This window comes from Pontibacter arcticus (genome assembly GCF_003284895.1).
GTDB classification, from domain to species: domain Bacteria; phylum Bacteroidota; class Bacteroidia; order Cytophagales; family Hymenobacteraceae; genus Pontibacter; species Pontibacter arcticus.
Genome location: NZ_QMDV01000001.1, coordinates 939,773 through 958,441 on the forward strand (window position 1 = coordinate 939,773; position 18,669 = coordinate 958,441).

The 18,669-nt window shown below is 42.9% G+C and carries 17 protein-coding genes; 2 read left to right on the forward strand and 15 right to left on the reverse strand.

All coding sequences use genetic code 11. The features are described from left to right. Positions 1–169 precede the first annotated feature (169 nt). A complete protein-coding gene (locus tag DP923_RS04205; protein WP_112304534.1) occupies positions 170–1,309 on the forward strand; it encodes a hypothetical protein in 1,140 nt (379 codons plus the stop codon). Positions 1,310–1,402: 93 nt separating this feature from the next. On the opposite strand, the gene DP923_RS04210 is transcribed toward DP923_RS04205, so the two are convergent. From DP923_RS04210 to DP923_RS04265, 12 genes are all read right to left on the reverse strand, one after another. Continuing rightward, on the reverse strand, positions 1,403–1,864 hold the full coding sequence (locus tag DP923_RS04210) for a hypothetical protein (RefSeq protein ID WP_112304535.1): 462 nt from the start codon (positions 1,862–1,864) through the stop codon (positions 1,403–1,405). 79 nt (positions 1,865–1,943) lie between these two features. Then, the gene (locus DP923_RS04215) at positions 1,944–2,459 is read right to left on the reverse strand and encodes a DUF4385 domain-containing protein (RefSeq protein WP_112304536.1); all 516 of its coding nucleotides are present in this window, start codon (positions 2,457–2,459) and stop codon (positions 1,944–1,946) included. Continuing rightward, positions 2,431–4,506, reverse strand: a complete 2,076-nt coding sequence (locus DP923_RS04220; protein WP_239020932.1) for a cation:proton antiporter — start codon at positions 4,504–4,506, stop codon at positions 2,431–2,433. Before DP923_RS04220 ends, DP923_RS04215 begins: the two co-directional genes overlap by 29 nt. 913 nt (positions 4,507–5,419) lie before the next feature. Then, positions 5,420–7,036 (reverse strand): Ig-like domain-containing domain, encoded by a 1,617-nt coding sequence (locus DP923_RS04225; RefSeq protein ID WP_112304538.1) that lies wholly within the window; start codon positions 7,034–7,036, stop codon positions 5,420–5,422. A gap of 71 nt (positions 7,037–7,107) precedes the next feature. Then, the gene (locus DP923_RS04230) at positions 7,108–7,995 is read right to left on the reverse strand and encodes a class I SAM-dependent methyltransferase (RefSeq protein WP_112304539.1); all 888 of its coding nucleotides are present in this window, start codon (positions 7,993–7,995) and stop codon (positions 7,108–7,110) included. Next, positions 7,996–9,858 (reverse strand): tRNA uridine-5-carboxymethylaminomethyl(34) synthesis enzyme MnmG, encoded by a 1,863-nt coding sequence (mnmG, locus tag DP923_RS04235; RefSeq protein ID WP_112304810.1) that lies wholly within the window; start codon positions 9,856–9,858, stop codon positions 7,996–7,998. It abuts the gene before it with no gap. Between the two features lie 64 nt (positions 9,859–9,922). After that, a complete protein-coding gene (gene ybeY / locus DP923_RS04240; RefSeq protein ID WP_112304540.1) occupies positions 9,923–10,351 on the reverse strand; it encodes an rRNA maturation RNase YbeY in 429 nt (142 codons plus the stop codon). Beyond that, positions 10,335–10,760 (reverse strand): ATP-binding protein, encoded by a 426-nt coding sequence (locus DP923_RS04245; protein ID WP_112304541.1) that lies wholly within the window; start codon positions 10,758–10,760, stop codon positions 10,335–10,337. Before DP923_RS04245 ends, ybeY begins: the two co-directional genes overlap by 17 nt. Positions 10,761–10,793: 33 nt before the next feature. Then, entirely contained in the window at positions 10,794–14,108 is a 3,315-nt protein-coding gene (locus DP923_RS04250) for a DUF4175 family protein (RefSeq protein WP_112304542.1), read from the reverse strand. Between the two features lie 147 nt (positions 14,109–14,255). Beyond that, positions 14,256–15,017: an exodeoxyribonuclease III gene (locus tag DP923_RS04255; protein WP_112304543.1), complete on the reverse strand. Its 762-nt coding sequence runs from the start codon at positions 15,015–15,017 to the stop codon at positions 14,256–14,258. Positions 15,018–15,150: 133 nt separating this feature from the next. Beyond that, entirely contained in the window at positions 15,151–15,495 is a 345-nt protein-coding gene (locus DP923_RS04260) for a hypothetical protein (RefSeq protein ID WP_112304544.1), read from the reverse strand. Positions 15,496–15,580: 85 nt separating this feature from the next. Beyond that, positions 15,581–15,934: a carboxymuconolactone decarboxylase family protein gene (locus DP923_RS04265; protein WP_112304545.1), complete on the reverse strand. Its 354-nt coding sequence runs from the start codon at positions 15,932–15,934 to the stop codon at positions 15,581–15,583. 94 nt (positions 15,935–16,028) lie between these two features. On the opposite strand from DP923_RS04265, the gene DP923_RS04270 reads away from it, so the two are divergent. Beyond that, positions 16,029–16,715 carry a ComF family protein gene (locus DP923_RS04270; protein ID WP_165838151.1) on the forward strand — a complete coding sequence of 229 codons (687 nt, stop codon included), beginning with the start codon at positions 16,029–16,031 and terminating at the stop codon, positions 16,713–16,715. A 42-nt stretch (positions 16,716–16,757) separates the two neighbouring features. On the opposite strand, the gene DP923_RS16775 is transcribed toward DP923_RS04270, so the two are convergent. The 3 genes from DP923_RS16775 to gldJ form a co-directional block, all read right to left on the reverse strand. Beyond that, positions 16,758–17,060 carry a GNAT family N-acetyltransferase gene (locus DP923_RS16775; RefSeq protein ID WP_207801932.1) on the reverse strand — a complete coding sequence of 101 codons (303 nt, stop codon included), beginning with the start codon at positions 17,058–17,060 and terminating at the stop codon, positions 16,758–16,760. Positions 17,061–17,073: 13 nt separating this feature from the next. Then, complete coding sequence (locus DP923_RS16780; protein WP_207801933.1) at positions 17,074–17,280, reverse strand: hypothetical protein; 207 nt, start codon at positions 17,278–17,280, stop codon at positions 17,074–17,076. Between the two features lie 142 nt (positions 17,281–17,422). Then, the gene (gene gldJ, locus DP923_RS04280) at positions 17,423–18,664 is read right to left on the reverse strand and encodes a gliding motility lipoprotein GldJ (RefSeq protein ID WP_112304546.1); all 1,242 of its coding nucleotides are present in this window, start codon (positions 18,662–18,664) and stop codon (positions 17,423–17,425) included. Positions 18,665–18,669 lie beyond the last annotated feature (5 nt).

The following is an 18,669-nucleotide window of genomic DNA, read 5'->3' on the forward strand; positions in this document are numbered from 1 at the left end:
TCTGCATTACAGTTTTTAGAACTGTGTTATTTTAAATCTTTTTAGAGGATTTTTTAAAGGATTTCCGGAAATTAAAATCGCTTAACCACTGAATTTCTTAACATAGCGTACCTACTACTTTCTATTTTGCGCTAACTTGCAGCGTTTTTAATTTTCATGACCAGCTAAAATGGCCAAAAACAAAAAGAAGAAAGCACATCATGTAGTGCCCGTTCAGCCGCACAAGTTCACAAAAAGAACTAACCTGATTGATAGTGTCTTTCAGAAAGAAAAGAAGTTTTTATACTTCATCGCGATCTCCCTTATACTTGCCGGCGCTTTATATCCTTATCCGGCTATTGCCATGTGGGTAGGTTTTGCGTTTGCTGGTTACTCGGCCATCGCAAACGACAGTATCCAGACCATCGGTACTTTTATCGGCTCCAACGAAGATAAGAAATGGTACTGGCAATGGCTCTTCATGGGCCTGATCTTCGTTTTTACAGTAAGTTACAGCTGGGTTGTTTTTGATGGCGATGTATCTTATCAAAGGTTGGCAACGCCTGGTTTAGATAAAACACCAACCAGCTTTGTATACCTGCAACTGGCCTCCCCGATCATACTTTTGCTGCTTACCAGGTTCCGGATACCGGTTTCTACTACGTTTATGCTCCTGAGCGTTTTTACAGCTACCTCGGGCACTATTCTAAGTATGATCAATAAGAGCTTAACTGGTTATGTAGTGGCGTTTATATCTGCTCTGATTATTTACCTGCTCTTAACCAAGGTAATCAAGCGCTTTATTAAAGGCGAAGCCCATATCCTCTGGACAGTTGCACAATGGGTGATCAGCGGCTTTTTGTGGTACATCTGGCTGGCTCAGGATCTGGCAAATATTGCCGTTTACCTGCCACGCCAACTTAATGTGGTAGAATTTACCGTCTTCACACTCTTTATTTTCTTAGGGTTGGGCGTCCTGTTTTACATGAAAGGTGATAAAATCCAGAACATCATCAATGAGAAATCTGATGTGCGCGATGTAAGAAGTGCCACCATCATTGACCTGGTTTACGCACTCATACTTTATTACTTCAAAGAGTTGAACAACGTACCAATGAGTACGACCTGGGTTTTTGTAGGTTTGCTGGCAGGCCGCGAACTGGGTATGCGTATTCGTGCGCAGGATAGCAGCGATAAATTTGCGAAAACCTTGCGCCTGATCGGTAAAGATGTGCTGTCTGTTGCGCTTGGCCTTATCATATCTGTTATACTTGCTATTGCTATTAACCCGGTTATACAGGAAGAATTGAAGAACTTCTTATTTAAATAAGCTGCCGTTTATACGTTAGATTTACGGAAGTATAAAAACAAAAAATCCCCGCTAACTGCAGAGCTAGCGGGGATTTTTTTGTGGAAGGTGTTTCTACTTTTTATCTGGCCAAACTACTTCTAGGTTATCGTTAATAAAAACGCCGAAGTTTACAGCAATCAGTTGGTCTTCATCAAAGTATAAATCGATCATGTGCTTTTCGTAAGAGATGCGGGTTTCGCCTTCTTCCATCTCTTCCTCCTCCATACCGGTAATGTCGTTATCAGCGAAAAGCTGTTTTACCTGCGCCTGGCTCATTTCAAAAATGCGCTCGCCCCACAGCTGTACTTCGCGGTTGGCAGTTTCGATGCAGCTCAGGCGGTAGTCGTCTTCCTTATCAAAGTATAACGAGTAGCCTTCTTCCCAGTAATTCCAGGCCTGGTGCTCAAACTCATCGTCTTCATCAGACTCTTCTACTTCTTCGGGCTCGCCAATTAGTTTTTCAACTTCGTCTCTTGTCAGGCCAAACTGAATTTTACCCAGTCCGCGGCCCAGTTTTATGTCTTTGTTAATCATATGCAAATTGATTTTCTTTCTACAAATATATAAGATTTAACTAATCTGTAAAGACCGTATAGTTTTCTTATTTAATTTTTTAATCTACTGAGGTCCCGTAGGTTTCCTTGAAGGCGGCCATCTGCTTTACGTATGTTTCGTTCTCTTTTGCCAGGTACCATTTCTCTTTAAAAATAGCGGCAGCTTCAGCTTTTACCGGGTCCATTTCGCGGGGCAATTGCGCTCTGCCATGTGCGCCGCTTTGCCCTTTTTTATCGTCTGGCACAGGCCCGTCATACTTTTTCCCGGACTTGTGGTTAGCATAACGCCTGGCACGTGTATAGCCCATCTGCAAAAATTTGCGCGCCATATCTGCCCCTACAAAATCGTTTGCTGCTACATACTCCAGAAACAACTCATATATTTTCTTTGATGATTCTTTTGCTATCTCGAGCGTGCGGAAGCGCCAGTGCGGTAGTATTTCTGACTTATAGGGCTCTACCAGCAAAACACCCTGCTCGCCTTTGCCCACGCGGTAAAGCTCCGGATTTTTACGGAAGTCGGTTTTGCTAAAGTCTAGGTCGTAGTTAAAACTCTTCCCCTTTTTCTTCGTCATAGGCTTTCGCTACAGGTTTAATGGGCACAGTCTGGTACTGCGGATATTGCTCCGGATAAATAATAATAAAGCTATTATTGCCATAATTTTTAGACAGTTCGCGGGGTATCAGGTCCATGTTATGGTTATAAGATAAAGTACCTTTTCTGGCTGATATTACGACAACCATGTCATCCGGATTCAGATCAGACTGCATGCCACCAAAATCCTGAATCTTATCAAAAGGCACATAGACCGCATCAATTGCTGGTTTTGAATTGTTAACAACAGGTTTCAGTTTATTTAGCGTACGCTGGCGGCCCCTGAAAACCACTTTTGCACCCAGTTGCTGCGCCAATAGTTTCACTGACCTGATCCAGCGTAAATAGCCACGTTCCAGTTCGGCATTCAGAGGTACTGCTACTACAATTCTGGCTGTAGTATTTAACGGCTGTATGATTTTACATACTAGAATCATCTGTTCTGTATTATCAAGCAGGTTATCGAGTACGGTTCCGAAAATACGATCGCGGGTGGTTATTTTTGCGTTCCAGCCCAGCACCACTTCCGTGATCATCAACTCTTTTATACCTCGTAGTATACCACTGGCCACGTTTACATCTATCTTCGAAACCAGCTGTACGTCATTGTCGGTTGCCGAAGCGTGCTTGATGGCTTCCTGTAGCATTTTATGTTTCTTGTAGATTTCTTCCTCGGCATGTTCGTTATCGATTACAACCGCCAACGGGTAAATAGGCTGGTGGTGCTCCGGATTCTGCAACATGATCGAGAGGTCGAGCAGGCTTTCTATTGTTTTCGGGTTTCCGATCGGTACAAGTATGCGGTCTGGTTTATCGCTTAGATTTGGCTTGCGGCGGCTTTCTATAATGGCCATCTTCTTTCCAATTTTTTCGGTAGTGAAAGAGCTTATGATACTCGAAACAAGGATCAGGGCCACAGCACCGTTCAGTTCGCTCTCTCCAAGCAAACCTATTTCATAGCCTGCCAATACCACAGCCAGCGTAGCTGCTGCGTGTGCACTACTTAAACCAAACATTAAATAGCGTTGCGCAATAGTAAATTTAAACAGCTTTTGGCTAATGAAGGCTGCTATATACTTTGTTGCCGGCGATAGTATTACAATACCAATGGCTACCAGTATGGCTGTCTGGTCTGTAAACAAAACTGTCAAATCTACCAGCATACCTGTACTGATCAGGAAGAAAGGGATAAAGATGTTATTTCCTACAAAATCTATCCGGTTCATGAGCGGCGATGCATGCGGAATGAGCGGGTTAAGGGCCAAACCTGCCAGGAATGCTCCTATTATCGCCTCCATGCCTGCCAGCTCCGATAAAAATGCCGCTGCGAAAACAACTGTTAACACAAATATATACTGCGCACCTTTCTCACTTTCCAGCTGCTTGAACATCCATTTCGCCATTTTCGGGAACAGCCAGATCACAACAATTACAAACAGTATCATTTCGATTACCATTTGTATCCAGAACCCGACGCTTGTTTCGCCCTGCGTTGAATTAATAATAATCGCCAGTACAAACAATACAGCTGTGTCAGTTACAAGTGTGCCGCCTATCGTTACTGTTACTGCTTCGTTTTTTGTAAGACCCAACCTGCTGATGATCGGATAAGCTAACAAGGTATGAGGTGCAAACATGCTGGCCAGCAATATGGCAGGCTTCACATCATACCCATATAAATAATAAAAAACGGTTGTACCAATTATACTTGGTATCAGAAAGGTAAGGGCTCCAAATATCAGGCTTCGGGTTTTATACTTCTTGAAATCGATCATATCGATCTCCAGGCCTGCCAGGAACATGATATATAACAAGCCCACTGTGCCGAATAATATTATACTTGCATCGCGCTGTAGTATATTCAATCCATTTGGCCCCACAATCACACCTGCTACAATCAGACCCACTATACCGGGTATCTTAAATCTCCCTAAAATTACCGGGGCGGCAAGTATAATCAGGAGTACGAATGTAAAAATCAAAACCGGATCCTCGAACGGCAGCGCCAGCGACATTAATAATTTCATAGATTTCTTCTGGTATTTTTTATGCGATATGCCCTAAGATACTTATTTTATTTTTTTCTATTCCTGCTTATTCCCTTTGGCTTTTTACTCAATTCTGTTCCTTTATCCACTTTCCCACATTCTTTAATATTTAATTATTTTTTTTAAAGAATTTCTTAAATCAATTTATCTCCCATTATTAAGCCTGTTCATAAGTTGATAAGTCTACGCTTATATGTGTACTGTTTACAAAATGGTTACACATTGCTGTTTATCACCACGTATTCCACAGTTATACTTTTTATATGAATCTGAAATGTAAATAGTTAACCACATTTTCCACTTTTTACATTTGAGTGTGTATTTCTTTCATCTTAGTTACACACAATGTGGGAAAGCCATATTCCCGGATCAATTTATACACCGCTATCCACTTTTTACACTTTTTGTGTAGTGTAAAGCCAGTGTGTAAATGGTGGTGTGTAATAGTTATCCTTATTTACCCACGCTTGTCCACAGTTATACCCATTGCTTTGTTAATTAATGCCAAAGGATTTAATTACGTAGCTTAAGGTAAGTTTAGCTGGATGATTGTTGTATAAACTGGTTTAACCTTTACCAATTTTTGGGAGAATCGGATGGAAATGGGTTTCTGGGAAGGCAGTTTGATTTTGTAAACGACCGCTAAGTTTTATACTTGGTTGTGTATTCTGAAGTGTAGAGTCTCAGATATTCAACGAAGCTATATGTATAACCAAGGCTAACGAATACACAACCGAACTTTATCGCTTAATAACAAGCGTTGCGGTTTTGTTAGGCGACAGGTAACGCTTTGGATTTATACTGCCTACTTGTTTTTATACTTTGGATTATAAAATTTTGTGCATAAAAAAAGGGAAGCCGAAGCTTCCCTTTCTATACTAGAGATTATAATCTAGAATTCTAATTTGTTATCCTGGATTTCCCAGTTGGCTCTTACATCTAATACTTTCTCGAAAATGTAAACACGCTCTGCTAGCCTTTCCAGTTTCGGGTCCGGGCCATCCCAGATGCCATTGTTATTTTCATCTACTAATACCCTGATCTTATACTGGCCAGGCGCCACATTTCTGAAGTTAAATCGTTTCAGATTTTTTTCAGAACGTACGGGTACATTCTTATCATTTAGCAGCTGAATTATATAAGAAGATGAATTTGTAGTTACGATACCACTCACTGATCCTGTTCCTCCGTTTGTGGCCAGCTTAAAGGGTAGCTCCCTAAACTGCAGGTTTTTTCCTTCCAGCGGAAGTATGGCTGTACTGTCAAGTATAAATCCGAACTCCTGCGCTTTGCTATTTAGCTTTGGCAATGTAAAGCTGATCTCGGTGGCTGTTGTATCAAGTTTTATATCTTCCGGAAATCTCAGTTCTGCTTCGGTTATACTATCTGCCATAATCTTAACCGGATTTGCTTTTGAAATCCTGACCGGCGTTTCAAGCTCCAGCGTTATATTCTGGCCTGTGTAAAACGTATTATCATCTTGCTTACCTGTGTTGGTAACTTTTACCTGAGCGCCCTGTACACGTTGCCCGCGCTGGCCTGAAAAGGCTATCTGAATAGTATCTATGGCACTATTACCTGCAGAATCAACTGCTGTAAATATTGTTTTTCCACCGCTGAATCTAGAAGTTTTAAACAACTCTCCTGTTTTGCCATCCGCTAATAATTTAATTGGCAATGTATCTTTTTTAGCCTCGATAGAAGTAACTGTCAGCTTCGAAATGCCCTCGCTGTAGTTTGCCGTAAACCTATCAGAATTAGTTGTCCTGCGTGATAAGATTGGTCGCTTTGTATCAATCCTTACAGTTTGCAATAAGACTGAATCCGTCTGATATGTTACCTGTATCGGGTTAGCGAGGTAGCCTATTTTTTCTTCTTCAGTATCGTAGATAGCGTTCTTGTTCTTATCTAATAAAGCAAAGATGCGGTAGCTGCCTTCTTTGATGTTCTCTAATGTAAAGTTGCCGCTGCCATCTGCCTGTGTTTGGTAATAAGGTCTGTTCTTGCGGATCGTTAATGTATCGTTCGCCTCATATAAAGCAACTATCACATCTTTTTCAGGGCTTTTTGTAAGCAAATCAATTACGCTTCCTGATACCCTACTCGAATCTATAAAAGAACCGGTACTAAACGAAAGCTTTAGATTTTCGGCTTTATTCGGCTTGGTTATATCTTCTATGCCTCCTCTAAAGTTTAACGTATAGGTTGTATTCTTTTCCAGTTCCTTTTCAAACTCAAGCGTAAGACTATTCTTTTTGGTTTGTACTTTATATTTGTTGTTAGTATTGGGCGTGATCAACAATTCTGTTGTCAGGTTCTTTGGCTGGATCTCTTCATCGAATGTTAACGTGATATTTTTAGTTGTAACATTTAAGGCCTGGTCGGCTGGCGTACTGCTGATGAGTTTAGGTGGTGTCAGATCTTCGGGGCCACCTTCTGGGTTATTAACAGTTGCACAACCGTAAATACCTGCAAGTATGACCGTGAAAACGAGGTGTCGCAATTTCATGTTTAGGTTAGTTTATAAAGTAAAATAGGCAAACTTTCGCTTGCCTTTTACCATTTCAAGTATCTATTTATCTACTTCCGCTTTGCCACAAATATCAGGCTGGAGTAATCGTTGCCATGTTTGGCTGCATAGCTGTTAGACTTGTATCCATTCAGTACACTCGTTAACATATTGCCTTTGCCATCTTTTTGTTTTTCGCTTAACAGACTCACATAATAAGCATCAAACTTCATTGGTAACGCTTCTTCTAGTTTCATCTTGTGTTTCTTCAGAAACCGTTTCATGGTTGCCTGCGTGAAATGATACAGATGACGCGGTACATCGTAAGCAGCCCAGTTCTCTTTGTACTGTTGCGCGTCATGCGAATCAGCGTTTGGCACCGCTATAATCAACGTGCCATCTTCCTGCAGTAAAGAAATTAACTCTTCGATCGTCTCATTCAACGTATGGATATGTTCCAGTACATGCCAGAGCGTTATCACTTCAAATTTTTCGCCTTGTATATCTTGCAGGTCTGTAGCTATAATTTCTCCCGTTTCAGAAGAGGCAATGGCTTTCGCTTTTGCGTTTGGCTCCACACCTCTTATTTCCCAGCCATCTTTTTTACAAGCCGCTAAGAATTTTCCGGTACCACATCCATAATCTAGTATACTTCCTTTCGCAAGCGAATACCTGTTGATAAGTTCGACTTTCTGCTTTGTCGTGATAGACCGAACAACATGGTATGCTTTGTTGATAATCCCGTTTGTTGTATTGCTATGCGAAACGTAATCAGCAGACTCGTAGTAGTTTCCTATACTTGCTGAATCGGGTCGCGGGTTTGTGAATTTGAACGTACAGTTCTCACATTCCACAATTACAAAGCTCTCTTTCGATACTGTATTATCTGTTACTACAAGAAAATTCCTGAACTCAGTTTTGTTGCAAACCGGGCAATTTTCTAATCTTTCGTAGCTCATTTATTTTCCGAGGTATACCATTAAAACTGAAATATCAGCTGGCGTTACACCACTGATGCGCGATGCCTGGCCTATTGTTTCCGGATTAACTTTTAAAAGTTTTTCCTTCGCTTCAGCTGACAATGCAGGGATATTCTTGTAATCGATTCGCTCCTTGATAATATAATTCTCCAGTTCGCTCATACGAGTAGCCATATTATTTTCTTTCTCAATATAGCTTTCATACTTGATAGCGATCTCTGCCTGCTCTACACTATCCGGCATAAACTTGCTTAAGTATTCTTTTACGGAAGGAACAGCCGCTGCAATATGCTTAATCTCGATATTCGGCCTCCTGACAAGTTGTGCAGCACGTTGCTTTTCACCAATAGGAGCTGATCCCAGTTCTTCTAATTTACTGTTGATATCTCCTGCCTCAATAGGTTTATTAGTTAAATAAGCGATGATTTCAGCTGATTCAGTGATCTTCTTTTCCACAGCCTTCAAACGGCTTTCATCAGCTAACCCTAGGTCATATCCTTTTCTTGTTAACCTGATATCGGCGTTATCCTGGCGTAAAAGGATGCGGTGCTCTGCACGCGATGTAAACATACGGTATGGCTCTTCTGTACCTTTGTTTACAAGGTCATCAATTAAAACACCAATGTATGCTTCTGATCTTTTAAGTATAAATGGCTCTTTGTTGTTAATCTTGTTGTGCGCATTTATACCAGCCATTAATCCCTGGCAAGCGGCTTCTTCGTAACCGGTTGTACCGTTAATCTGGCCAGCAAAGTATAAATTCTGAACAGGTTTTGTTTCCAGCGTCAGGTTTAGCTGTGTTGGTGGGAAGAAGTCATACTCGATGGCATATCCTGGTCTGAACATTTTCGCGTTCTCAAAGCCTACTATTTTACGAAGTGCCTTTAACTGCACATCTTCTGGCAATGAGCTTGAGAAACCATTTACATATACTTCTACTGTATCCCATCCTTCCGGCTCTACAAAAATCTGATGACGGTCTTTATCAGCAAAGCGGTTTATTTTATCTTCTATACTTGGGCAGTAACGTGGACCTAATCCCTGTATCCGTCCCTGGAACATAGGAGACTTCTCGAAACCGGTTTTAAGAATTTCGTGAACTTCCGGATTAGTATAAGTTATAAAGCAGTTGCGTTGTTTGGCTAACGGTTTGGTATCTGTGTAAGAAAACTTAGATGGATTCTCATCACCAAACTGTTCTTCCATTACTTCATAGTTCAGGCTGCGGCCATCTACACGTGGCGGTGTTCCGGTCTTCATGCGTCCGGCTTCGAAACCCAATTCTACGAGTTGCTCAGTTAATCCTTTTGCTGATTTTTCAGCAGCCCGACCGCCCCCTAACTGGCGTTCGCCGATGTGGATAATACCATTCAAAAACGTACCATTAGTAAGTATAACGGCCTTTGCACGTATAGTTATCCCCAGGCTTGTTACTACTCCAACTGCTTTTCCGTTCTCTACTTCGATGCCCGACACCATCTCTTGCCAGAAATCAATGTTAGCGGTTTGCTCTAAAGTTAAGCGCCAGGCTTCCGCGAAACGCATGCGATCGCTTTGTGCTCGTGGGCTCCACATAGCAGGACCTTTTGATTTGTTCAGCATCCGGAACTGAATCATGGTCTGGTCTGTAATTATCCCGCTCATGCCGCCCAGTGCATCTACTTCCCGTACGATCTGCCCTTTTGCTACGCCACCCATTGCAGGGTTGCACGACATTTGTGCAATCGTGTTCATGTTCATGGTTGCAAGCAACACTTTTGAACCCATCTTCGCGGCAGCGGCAGCAGCCTCACAGCCTGCGTGCCCTGCACCTACTACTATTATATCGTATTCTGGAAACATGTACTTTGAGAATTTCGGATGTTTCACGTGAAACATCTAAGAAGGGTTGGTAATTCCTTTTGCGTTAAAATTTACGCAAAGATAAACAAGATTCTTCTTGTTTTCGCATAGCAGCCTCTTGTTCAGGAGATTTATCCTTGAAGCCTAGTAAATGCAAAACACCATGTATCAGTACACGGTGTAGTTCGTCATCAAAAGAAGTGTTATGATCAATAGCATTATCACGGACGCGATCGATGCTAATAAAAATATCACCTTCTATAACGCCTTCTTCATCGGCATTATCAAAGGTGATAATATCTGTTAGGGTATCGTGGTCTAGGTATTCTATATTTATTTGATGCAGGTATTCATCAGAGCAGAAAACATAAGTGAGAGCGCTAAGCTCCCACTTATGTTGTTCGATAATATCAGCGATCCACGCGGCTACTTTTTCAGAACTTTTTAACTCAAATTCGATGTCTTCTGCAAAGAACTCAATTGGATGTTCCATTCTGTAAATTAATCACCGTAAAAATCATCTGAACTTTCTTTCCTTCATTTAGGAAATTAACTTCATCACAGAGGTTGCGCATTAAAAAGATGCCACGGCCTCCAGGGTTTTCAAGATTTTCTGGAGCGGTCGGGTCTGGCAGGTTGCCATAGTCAAAGCCCGGGCCCTCGTCTTCTACTTCGAAAAGTAGTTTGTTGTCTTCAACCTGAAGAGTAAGGTAAACATTCTTGTCTTTGTCGAACTTGTTGCCATGTCGGATCGCATTGTTCACCGACTCGGTAACGGCAACCATGATGTTGCCATAGATATCGTCTTCAAACTCGAATTCTTCCTTCGAGTTATCTATAAAGCTTTCAATTACCCTGATGTTTTCGATTAAGGAAGGAATCTGAATTTTAACCTGATTCATACTTAGTTTAATATATGTAGCTTAGGTGCCTGATTAGTTATTATTGCTGCTATTCTGAAAATACGCATTCACTTTTTGTTTGTAATATGGTGTAAGTGAAGGAGGTACGGTTTTCAAAATATCAGTTTGCTTTTGTTTTGCTTTAATATACTTATCGAATGCGGGAGGTACTTTACGCGCAATATCCTGAGCTGTTTTTGCCTCGCGCTTATTATCCAGTTCACGCTCCTTCATTGATCTCTCTGCTTCCAGTAACCTGGTCAGGATTTCGCGTTGCCGCATAATAGTTTGTTCAGTCAAACGCTTATTAACGAGATCAGTTTCGGTTTGTTCCATCATCCTGCTAATATTTCCCAGCTGTCCATTACCCCCTGTTTCACCGGGTTTCTGGCCTAGCTGTTTGCTCATTTCTTTCAGCGCGTTCCGGAGAGCCTCCTGCTCAGCAGCCAATTTAGCTAATTCCTGAGAAAGTGCCTTACCTGACTTGCCTCCTTTTTGCAATTCTTCGATTTTTTTATTCAAAGCGTCCTGCATTTGCCCCATATTTCCGGGTTTAGGCTTATTTCCCTTCTGTTTTCCGGCCATACTTCCCTGCTGCATTTTTTGCATGGCTTCCTGCATCTGTTTTAAAACGTCGTTCAGCATCAACGCCAGGTTATTCATACTTGTCATGGCGAGTTGTTGCTGGCCGGTTGCTTTGCGCGTCTGGCGATCGCGTATCGCTTGCATGCTGTTATCCATACGCTGGTTCATTTCGGCTACTTCGCGGGTAACAAATGCCTGTATTTGGAATACCTTTGTAGACAACGCAACTAAGCTGTCTTCAATAACTTTGGCGTTATCGCGCAGGTTTAACTGCTGTTGCGAAAGGGAAATAAACCGTGGGTCGCTTTGGTTTACGCTCCTGAAATCCTTCATCAGTTTTTCCTGGTCAAACGAAAGCTTGATCAGGTTTTCCAGAATGTCACGCAGGTTATCCAGGTTCAGCTGCATACTTTCCATGCCCATGCTGCTTTGCATTTCCTCCATCTTTTTAGCGAGTTGCTTCATTTGCTGGCTGGCTTTCTGCTGGCTTTCGCTGGCTTTCTGGTTCTGCTCTTTCTGCAGCTGTTCCATACTTTGCTGCATCTGCTGTTCTATACTTTTCTGGTCTTGTTGCTGCTCATCCAACTGGTTTGGGTTTTCCAGTTTATCATTCAACTCTTTTAACTGGTCCATTTCCTCTTTCAGGGCATCAAAGTCTTTGTTAAGCTGCTTTTGTTCTTCTGTAAGCGCCGCATTGTTTTCCTGTTTCTGAGCGGTTTTATCTGCCAGTTGCTGTTGTTCTTTGGCAGTTTCTTCGAGTTGGTTGGCAATGTTATCCAGCTTTTGCTCGAACTGTAGTTGCTTAAATAACTCCAGGGCACGCTCCAGTTCACGTTCCATGTTGCGCTCTTTGTTATCGAGCTTGCTTAAAAGCTGTTGCAATTCGGGGTCGTTCTGCTGTTTTTCCTGGAGCAGCTTTTCGAGTTCTTCATACAGCTTTTTCGTTTCCGGGTCCAGGATATCGTTCATCAGCTTCTGCAGTTGCTGTGCTTTTTCGGCCAGTTGCTTGTCTTGCTCGCTCAGCATGTTTTGCTTTTTGTTGAGCTCGTTATACATTTCCTTCATAGCTTCGATGTCCTGCTCCAGCTGCTTTTTCTTCTGCACCATCTCTTCGAACTGCTTTTTATCCTGCCAGGTAAGGTCACGCTTCGTCTTCATCTTGTCTTCAGACTTAGTCAGTTCTTCGTTCAGCTTCGATGATTTCTGGATGGATTTGCTTAGCTGGCTGGCAATAGACTGGACGTTGCTATTGAGTTCTTTCTGCAGATCCTGTTTATCGGGTACCTTTAGCTCAAACGTAGAAGTGCGGGCGCTCTTTGGTCCTCTGATGCCATCGTTGTCCCATACCTGTATAAAATACTCCAGCTTATCGCCGGGCTGCAAATTATAAGCGGCCGTATTCCATTGGTGATAATACGTCTGGCTGGCCTGTTGCCTGGTAACTGGGAAATTAATAGCCTTAAAAGCTGCTGCAGGCTTTTTATCGTTGCTGATGCGGTAATGGAGCGCTAACCTGGATAAGCCGTAATCATCGGAAACATTGCCGCCTAACACCATAAAGCTGTACAAGGCCGTATCCTGAAACTGCTCCAATGTTATCTGAGGCGCGCGGTCCGGGATGGTGGTAAGCTGGTAATTGATCTGGTCTTTGTTAGCGCTATACTTGTTCTGGAGCTGGATGCTGTAGTTTTGGCTCTGGCTTATCTTTTTACTTACGCTGAAATCGTTTTCATCTTTTGTAGCAAGTATAGTCTGGGCCGGCTCATCAAAAGCTAATTTTATACTTTCGGTTTCGGATGTAATGAATTGCCAGGTAACCGTGCTGCCTTCCGGAATGGTGGCGCTGCCGGTGTTCTGAATGGTTTCTGATTTGCGGTTTAGGTAAGCCGGGAACTGTACCTGCATTTCGAAATCCTTTAGGTTAGGCCGAGAGAGCAATTCCAAAGTATAAGCATCCGAAAAAAAGCCCGAACCCTCCAACTGAAAATCAACAGATTCCTGGGGTTGCTTGAAAGTATAGGTATAGCCGTTGCCTTGTTTGGTTAGCTTTTGCCTGCGGCCGTTGTAGTTTATGTATACTTCGTTGGGTATCGCTTTGCCTTCCAGATTCACTTTCAACGTATAATCTTCGCCTTTAAAAGTTTGCAACTTATCATCCGGAAGTATAAACGCGAAAGGCGGCGTAGGCGCATAGTAAGTTTTGTAATTGATGATGCGCTCGGTGCCCTGCACAAATATAGTTGGGTAAACCAAAGCTATCAGTAACGCCACTACAGCCGGAAAAGCAAAGTATTTAAGTAGCGGTTTGTTTTCGCGGTACGCAACGGCATCGCTGAAACGGAAATGCAACAGTTGCCCCGAACGCTGTTCTATACTTGCCGCAATCAGGTCGTTGGTGCGGTCGAAGTTTTTAAGTTGGATGGCGTTAAGCAGTTTGTCCCGAATCTCGGGGTAATGCCCTCCTACCCTTGCAGCGGCCTGCTCATCAGATAAAGCCTGACTCAGATTAGTAAGCGCCCTCACCGGAAGTATGATCCAGCGGGTAAAAGCATACAGCACAAACGCCACAAACGAAAAAAGCAGGAATGCTCGTACGTAATTAGGGAAGTAGAAAACGTACTCGAGCAGGATGTAAATAATGTAAACAGAAAGCAGCAGCCCTGCGGTAAATATACTGCCACGCAACAACAGGTTCAGGTAGAATTTCTTCTTGAACGCTTGTAGTTGCAGCAGCAGTTTATCAAGGGCAGAGTGCTGGTTCATGCTTCTGTTTTAACATTTATACTTGTATGCGGAGAGTGATCATAAGCTTTATACTTATAATCCTGATGTATAGTATACTTAACGAGCAGAATTAAATCGAGGTATAAACGCGCACCAGCTTCATATGTACAGCAACGCGGGAATCACTTAATCAATCTCCAGCAAAACCGGGCAATGGTCTGAGTGTTTAGCTTCGGTAAGTATGGCAGAGCGTTTTAAGCGGCTTTGTAAGTTTTGTGTAGCCATGTTATAATCAATACGCCAGCCTAGGTTTTTAGCCCGGGCACCGGCACGGTAGCTCCACCAGGTATAGTTATGTGGCTCTGTGTTAAAATGCCGGAATGTATCTACAAAACCGCTTTCGATAAACTTGCCCATCCAGGTGCGCTCTTCCGGCAAAAAGCCTGAACTTTTGGCGTTCGACTTTGGATTATGAATGTCGATGGGCTGATGGCAGATGTTATAGTCGCCGCTGATAACCAAACCGGGTAAGGTTTGTTTCAGATCGCCGATGTAGCCTTCGAAATCATCCATCCACTTAAACTTAAAGCCCTGCCGCTCTTCGCCGCTCGAGCCCGATGGCATATACACGCTCATCACCGAAAAATCGTTGTAATCAGCCCGTATCACGCGGCCTTCGTTGTCGTAGCACGAAATACCGCAGCCAACTTCTACGTGGTTTGGTTTATCTTTGGTAAGTATGGCTACGCCGCTGTACCCTTTCTTTACGGCTGGGTGCAGGTATACGTGGTAGCCCATATCTTCAAAAATGGCACGGTCAAATTTGACTTCGCAAGCTTTTATTTCCTGTAGGCACAGCACATCAGGGTTAGCCGCTTTCAACCAATCCTGAAATCCTTTGGAAATAGCAGCACGAATGCCGTTTACATTATAGGTGATGATCTTCATTTCTTCTTATCGTATCACGTATCTCGTATCAGGTAGCACGACTTTTAAATGTTATCATACAAAACAGCTTACTTTAGCTGTATTCATAAGGCAATCGTGATACTTGATACGTGCTACGTGTGTCGCTTTAAAATTAATCCAGTTGGTTGAAATACTCCAGAATGTGCCAGCGCAGCATTTTTTCCTGTTCTTTCAGGTTAGTGAAGGGCAAGGGCTTTACTGACTGGTAATGTGGCCAGCCTTCTTCATCTACATGCATGAGCTCGTAATACCCGGATAAACTGAAAACCTTGCAGGTGGCAATATGCATCAGGTCCTGCTTTTCTTCTTTTGTAAACTCCGTTATGCCTTTGCCTAGTTCCTGAATTCCGATTAAAAAAAGTATGGCGTTCAGGTCGGGCTTCTTTCCGAACTGCTTCATCAGGAAAGCCCGGAGCTGGGTCCAGCGGTGTTCGAAGTTATCTGATTCTTCTATCATCTTACTTGCTGATTGTTTGTTGCTAATTGTTAATTGTGCTTCTATTTCCTTTTTCAGAAAACAATCATCAACCAACAATTAACAACTATTTGGCGCTTCCGCGTTCTTTCAGTTCTTCCCAATACTCCACTGCTCTCCTGAAATGCGGGATTACAATAGAACCACCTACCAGGTTGGCAATAGAGAATACTTCCATTATTTCTTCATCAGTTAAGCCCTCGTCGTAGCATTTGCCTACGTGGTACTTAATGCAATCGTCGCAACGCAACACCATACTGGCTACCAGGCCCAGCATTTCCTTGGTTTTTACATCGAGTGCGCCGGCTGCATATGTATTGGTATCGAGGTTAAAAAAGCGCTTTATTACTTTATTGTCGTAGGTCATGATGCGCTCGTTCATGCGCAGACGATAGTCGTTGAATTCTTCTACTAAGCTCATTGTTGTGTTGTTTTGCTATCGGTTTAGCTTTAAAATTTATACTATAAAGTTAAGAGAAATTAACTACAATTCCTTAAACCAACGGTACTTGCCAATGTTCGAAGACCTGCTTGCTTTATTGTTCCCGGAAACTTGTTATGGCTGCGACAAAGCGCTGGGCAAAGGCGAAAAATGTATCTGTACCGATTGTAGTATAAAGCTGCCTTACACCAATTTCCATCAAAACGACTTGCACGAACTTAACCCGCTGGAGCGCAGGTTCTGGGGGAAAGTGCCCGTAAAGTATGCGTTCTCTTATCTGCATTTTGAATCGAAGGGGCGTGTGCAGCGCTTGTTGCACCGGCTAAAGTATAAAGGTGCGCAGGATCTGGGAGAGCACATCGGCAAACAGTATGGCTACCAGTTAGCCGAACACAAGTATAATTTGCAGTTTGATCTGATCGTGCCGGTACCGCTACACAAAATTAAGTTACGCAAACGCGGTTATAACCAATCCGATTGTTTCGCTACGGGCCTTGCCGAGGCTATGCAACTCCCCTGGAATGCTAAAGCGCTAGCCCGCACAACTTATACCAGCACGCAAACTAGCAAAACCCGCTTCGACCGCTGGCAAAACGTGGAACAGGTGTTCATGGTAAACCTGCCGGATGAGGTAAAAGACAAGCGTGTACTTTTGGTGGATGATGTGCTAACGACCGGTGCTACACTAGAAGCTTGCGCTGTTGCTTTGCTGGATGCAGGTGCGGCAGAGGTAAGTATAGCTACGATTGCAGCGGCTTAACCAGAATCTCATATGACTGGTTTAAAAGTATAAACCAATAATCTAAGAAGTATAAACGGATTTAGTAATTCTCCAATAGATCATTTTCTTATCTCTTGAGATTTCGTTTAAGCCAAGTTTTCTCAGGATTTTGGCAGACGCTATATTATCTATAAGGCATTTCGCTGTTACATCATGTACGCTTTCCTGAGCCATAGCCCAGTTTAGCAGACCCTTCGCTGCTTCAAAACCATAGCCCTTTCCTTGCTTCTTTTCGATTATCGCATACCCAATATCAATAGTATTTCCTGTAGGTTTGCCTTTAAAACCTGCATCTCCGATCACGTACATGCTTTCCCGTTGCACAACCATCCAAGATTCAAATCCTGTTGGCCTGCCTGCCTACTTCTAAATTTAGTATGATTTTTGGCAAGGTTTCCAGTGCCTCTGTATCAGGCCAATCCTCAGAAAGATTCAGGTTAAAGCTTTTGAGGATATCCAAGTTTCCTTTTAAAAGTGAAGTAGCAAGCTCAAGTGTAAAAGGAATGAGAAGGAGCCTATCCGTGATAATATTATCTACAGCCATTATTGGTTTGAAGTATTAAGGTTAAGCTTATACTTTGTGGTATTATCTATTTATAATGTAAGCCAAGTATAAATCACAATCAGCCTAAAACAAAAAAGCCCGGAATCTCTTCCGGGCTTTTTTATACTTCAAAAAGTAATGTCTATTTGTTAGATCCGGCGTTGATCATAGCGCAACGGAAACCGATTGTAGCAGTAGAAGAATCCTGTGCCATGAAACGGCGTGTACCAGGAGATAACCAGTAAGCTACATCTTTCCAGGAGCCACCTTTAAATACGCGAACTTCGTCGTTAATTAAAGAGTGGTAACCTTCGCTTGAGTCGTAGTTAGCAGAATCATCTAAGAAACCATCTCTACGGAAAGGGTTTAAGTCTTCCACATCTTCGTAAGAAAGCGGACGGTAAAGATCCTGTACCCATTCGTTTACGTTACCAGCCATGTTATACAAACCAAAGTCGTTTGGAGGGTAGCTGTAGATATAATCCGTGATCATGGCACCATCGTTTAATGAACCGGCAATACCGGCATAGTCACCACGGCCACGCTTGAAGTTAGCCATAAACTTACCCATTTCACGACCGTACGGGTTACGTACCTGGTGGCCATCCCAAGGGTAAAGTCTTCTGTTGTTCTGGTTTTCGTCGTCAGAATATTGTGTACCGATCATTGCCTGAGCAGCATACTCCCATTCTGCTTCTGTTGGGAGACGATAGTTTGGTAATACGTAACCAGATTCGATCGTTGGCTTGCTTGCTTCAGCAGTAGGTTCGCTGCCACCTTTTCTGCGGCCAAATAAACCTCTTCTTCCACCGCCGTTTCCGTCTCCGGCTTCTAAAGCAAGGTTTTCGTTTACCTTAGCTGTACGCCAAACGCAGAAATCGTTTGCCTGTAACCAGCTTACACCCACCACCGGGAAAAAGCGGAAACCAGGGTAACGCAGGTAATAAGAAATATATGGGTCGTTGAATGATAACTGGCGGGACCAAACAGTTGTATCCGGTAAAGCGGCTGTGTATACTTCCGGAAGAGAATCTTTCTTTAGGTAATGCAGGTACTCCAGCCAGGTAATATTCGATACTTCGGTTTCATCCATGTAGAAAGAAGCCACTGTAACGGTACGCTCAATATTGTCACGGGTCATGGCAACATCTTCTTCCATAGAACCCAGCACTGTACGGCCACCTTCAATAAACACTAAACCCGGGCCTTGCGGAAACTCAGCGTAATCATTTACCTGAAATGATCCTTCTTCTTCGTTGTAAGCTATGCCTGTAGCCGCACTTACATCGCCTGGGTTTGTGCTGGTTGGCTGGCCTCCCCTGTTACAGGAAGTCATCAGGAATCCGCCTACAACTGCAACCGATAAATACTTAATTAATCTCATAAAAG